Below are 4,980 nucleotides of genomic sequence, written 5' to 3'. Positions count from 1 at the left end.
AGCGATCTCCCGTCGATCGGCGAGCATCAACTGTCGGTCGTCGGCGACGAGCCCGTCATCCTCGACACGAAGCAGAACGCCGTCATCATCGACGGCACCGCGCGAGAGCTCGAGGAGACCGCGCTCAAGATCCAGCAGGCGAGCGTGGCGAACGAGGCAGTGCTGCTCGCCACCGGCGACTCGTTGCTGCAGGTGCCGCTCACGGGCGGAGACATCCAGGTCATCGCCGCCGACATGGATGTTCCGGCCGAGGCAGACGAGATCGCCAGTCCGGTGTGGCTCGACGGGTGCGCGCATGGAGCGTGGGCATCGGTCGGCCGTTACCTCAACGCCTGCGACGGCGCGAAGCCCTCGCCCCAGACGATCGAACAGGGCACCAAGGGCTCGCGCCTCGAGTTCCGCGTCAATCGCAGCGTCATCGCGCTCAACAACCTGTCGAACGGCAACGTCTGGCTCGTCGATTCGAACCTGCGGCTCGTCGACAACTGGGACGAAGTGACGCCGCCCGACGAGAGCGACGCCGAAGAGGGCGATGAAAAGGCCTCGCAGCAGACGTTCGAAGACACGCTCGCCGAGCGCAGCGAGACGAACCGGCCGCCCACCGCGCGCGATGACGTGCTCGGCGTGCGCCCCGGTCGCACGACGCTGCTCGAGGTCCTCGAGAACGACACCGACCCCGACGGCGACGTACTCACCGTGACGAACGTCAGCGAGATCGCGGAGCAGTCGGGCCGGCTCGAGCTCATCGACGGCGGCCGAGCACTGCAGTTCACGCCGGCGCCCGGGGCCGCGGGCACGGTCTCGTTCCAGTACACCGCCGACGACGGTCGTCTCGGCGTCGCCCAGGCCCACGTCGACCTGACGATCCGCCCGACGATCGAGAACTCGCCACCGGTCGCAGTACGCGAAGGCGCGATCAGCGTGGAGCAGGGCAAGTCGATGGGCTACAACGTGCTTAGCGACTGGCTCGACCCCGACGGCGACGACGTCTTCCTCGTGAGCGCCTCGCCGACGAGCGGCGACTCGGTGCGGTTCGCACCCGACGGCTTCGTGACCTTCGAACACAAGACCGGCGAGCTCGGCACCAAGGAGGTGCAGTTCGTCGTCTCCGACGGAGCGGTCACCTCGACCGGGGTGCTCACCGTCGAGGTCAAGGAGCCCGGAGCACTGAACCCGGTCGGCACGCCCGACTTCGCAGAGGTCTTCGCCGGCGAGACCACATTGATCCAGCCGCTCATCAACGACCTGAGCCCTTCCGGCGAGCCGCTGACCCTGCTCGGCGTGGAGGATATGCCGAGCGGCGCATCGGTGACCCCGAACCTCGAGCGCGGCGCGATCAGCTTCGACTCCGATCAGGTCGGCACCCACATCTTCCTCTACAACCTCGGCGCGGGCGCCGCGACGAGCGTCGGCCTCATCAGGGTCGACGTGAAGGAGGTGCCGGGGGAGTCGCCGCCGCCGATCGCGGTGAAGGACACGGCGTACCTGCGTCCTGGCGAGCCGACGACCCTCTCGGTGCTCGCCAATGACGTGTCGCCGAGCGGGCGGGTGCTCGCCGTGCAGACGGTCGACACCGAGGCATCCGGAGACCTGCTCTCGGTCGAGGTACTGAACAACACGGTCGCGCGCATCACGGCGTCCGAAGCGATCACCGAACAGCTGCAGTTCGCGTACACGGTCTCCGACGGCATCGCGAGTTCGACGAGCACGGTCACCGTGGTGCCCGTGCCGCCGCTCGTGAAGCACCAGCCCCCGGTCGCGGTCGACGACGCGGTGACGGTGCGCGCCGGCGACATCGTCACCGTGCCGGTGCTCGAGAACGACTACCACCCCGATGCCGCGCCGCTCACGCTCGATCGCGAGCTCGTCGACGTCTCGGCCGCCGGCGGGCTCGTGTTCGTCGCCGACGACACGGTGCGCTACCAGGCGCCGCAGGAGCCCGGCGTGTACACCGCCACCTACCGAGTGCTCGACGACTTCGAGCAGACGGTGACCGCGACGGTGCGCTTCACGGTCGTCGGCCCCGATGCGAAAACGAATCGGCCGCCGCTGCCGCTGCCGCTGACCTCCCGCACCTTCGAGGGCACGGCGGTCGAGATCGACGTGCCGCTCGACGGCATCGATCCCGACGGCGACTCCGTCACGCTCGTCGGCATCACGACCCCTCCCTCCCTCGGTCGGATCATCGAGACCGGCAGCACGGGCCTCAGCTACGAGGCGTTCGCCGGCTCCGCCGGCACGGAATCGTTCACGTACGAGGTCGCGGACACGGCCGGCAAGACGGCCACGGGCACCATCCGCATCGGCGTGATCCCACGGCCGGTCGAGGCGCTTCCGCCGAACGCGGTCGACGACGTCGTCGAGCTTCGCCCCGGCCGACGTGCGGCGATCGACGTGCTCGCGAACGATTCCGACCCCAGTGGCTACCCGATCAAGGTGGCGAAGAAGCTGCCAGAGGTCGGCGAGGGCCTCACCGCGAGCGTGAAGAACAACCGCGTGCTCGTCGAGGCCCCCGACTTCGAGGGCGGCAACTCGGTGCGCTACGAGATCACGAACGGGCATGGCGGCGCCGACGGCGCCTTCATCCAGGTGCTCGTCGCGAAGGACGCGAAGATCGAGCCGCCGACGGCGCACGACCAGGTCATCGAACCCAAGCAGGTGGTCGACAAGAACTCGGTCACGGTCGACCCTTTGAAAGACGCGCAGAACCCCGGCGGGCTCGTGGAGGATCTCGTGGTCTCGGTCGAGGGTCCGAACGCCGACAACGTCGAGGTGATGACCGACGGCAGCCTGAAGGTGCGGCCGACGTCGAAACGGCAGACCATCGCCTACCGCCTCACGAACGAGGTCGACGAGCTCTCGGCGATGGCATTCGTCGTCGTGCCGCCGAAGGTCGATCCTGAGGAGGCCGAGAAGAAGGAGGACGACGAGGAAGAGGAGAAGGTCTTCCCGCCGCCCTATCTCGCCGAGCTCGGCCCGCAGATCGTGCGCATGAACGGCACGATCTCGTGGAAGGTCGGCGACATCGTGATCGTGCCGTCCGGCAAGCCCGCCCGCATCCTCTCGGCGACGGCATCGAACAGCGCCGGATCGTCGCCGATGACCGATGCCTCGACGCTCACGTTCAAGCCGGCGAAGGACTTCCGCGGGCAGGCGACCGTGACCTTCGAGGTGACCGACGGCGAAAGCGCGAACGATCCGAAGGGGAAGAAGGCCTTCCTCACGATCCCCGTCACAGTCGGCGACCCGAACTTCGAAGATGCGCCGCCCACCTTCACCCCCCGAACCATCAAGGTCGAGGCCGGGGAGAAGCCGCAGACGGTGGACCTCCGTCAGTCGAGCGGCCACCCGAGCGACAAGGTGCTGCAGGAGCTGACGTACAACGGGCTCGAGGGCCAGAACGCCGACTTCACGGCGGGCATCAGCGGTTCGACCCTGACGGTCGGCGCGCCGCTCGGCGTGCAGCCCCGGACGACGACGACGCTGACGTTCACGGTCGACTACAAGGAGTTCTCGATTCCGGGGTCGGTCGAGGTCGAGGTCGTGTCCTCGTCGAGGCCGGAGGCGCAGGTGCGCGACGACGGACCGATCGAGATGCTGCGCTCGCAGACGAAGAAGATCAACGTGCTCGCGAACGACCTCAACCCCTTCGCGGCCGAAGACACGCCGCTTCGCATCATCGACGCGGAGATCGATCAGCAGTCGGTCGGTTCGGCCGCGAGCGTCAGCTTCACCTCGACCGACATCACGGTGACGACCGGGCCGGCGTTCACGGGCACGCTGAGCATCGTCTATCGCGTGCAGGACGGCACGAAGGATCCGACCCGAGAGGTGGCGGGCCGGGCGACCGTCATCGTGCGCGCCCCGCCCGATGCGCCTGGAAAGCCGACGGCGATCGTGGGCGACCAGTCGGCGACCGTGCGCTGGAACGCGCCCGCGAGCAACAACGACCCGATCACCGGGTACACCGTCAGCTGGGCCGGTGGAAGCGATTCCTTCGGTGCTTCGGCTGCGGGCAGCCCGCAGACCATCACGGGCCTGACGAACGGCACGAGCTACAAGTTCACCGTGACCGCCACGAACGACACCGGCACCTCCCAGCCTTCGGCCGCGAGCGATTCGATCACGCCGTTCGGCAAGCCCAGCGCACCGCCGTGGGCCGATCTCTGGGCCTCGAGCGACGGTTCCGGCGACATCAGACTGACCTGGGGTGCTGCATCAGCGAACGGCAGCCCGATCACGTCGTACAACTGGCAGTTCGTGCTGAACAGCACGAAGTCGGGCTCGACCTCGGGCCTCAGCGCGCCGGGAAACGCCGGCATCGGGTTCGCGCACAACTTCAAGGTCCAGGCCTGCAACGCCGGCGGATGCGGCGACTGGACGCTCTCCGACACGGCGACCGCGACGCAGCCGCCGCCCAAGGTGACCCTGTCCAGGGGCACACCTCAGAGCGGTGGTTACTACTACAACGTCGACGTCGAGTGGTTCCCGCCGAACACCACCCAGACGCTCCAGACGTACTGCGACGGTCCCTACCGCACGTTGACGATGTCGATCGGTGCCGACGGCCGGGGCTCCTTCCGTGGAAGCTGGGCTGCGGCGACCGGATACTGCGGGTGGCCGGATGCCTACGTGACGGTCGGCGGCCACGAGAGCAACCACGTGGACTTCAGGGGGTAGGGAGTACCGCACAAGCGGGGTTGCGTGGGGAGTCCTCCCCATGCCGCAGTTCGCGACGATCGTGTTAGCGTGTACCCCGGTGTGGGGGTTCGGCTTCGACGCCATGTCGAGCTTCGAACCACGATCAGGGGAGTGACGAGTGGGTGCCTTCACGTCGTGGGTGCGCGCGCGAAAGGCCGTAGCATCCACCGTCGCGATCACGCTCCTCGCCGGTGTTCCCCTCACCTTCGCGGTGCTCCATCAGGGCTTTCCGGTCACCGATGTCGATCTCGCGGCGCGTGAGGTCTGGGTCACGAATGG

1 protein-coding gene is annotated in these 4,980 nt (G+C 68.0%); it reads left to right on the top strand.

Annotation, left to right across the window (positions count from 1 at the left end; translation table 11 throughout):
* Window positions 1-4,680: Ig-like domain-containing protein (locus VPH61_RS18830; RefSeq protein WP_332065054.1), on the top strand; the 4,680-nt coding region annotated here is incomplete at its 5' end.
* Window positions 4,681-4,980: the final 300 nt, after the last annotated feature.

It is taken from the genome of Agromyces sp. CCNWLW203, assembly GCF_036576125.1.
Lineage (GTDB): Bacteria > Actinomycetota > Actinomycetes > Actinomycetales > Microbacteriaceae > Agromyces.
The sequence above is the reverse complement of the archived record's forward strand: the minus strand, read 5'-3'. Positions and strand labels throughout refer to the sequence as shown.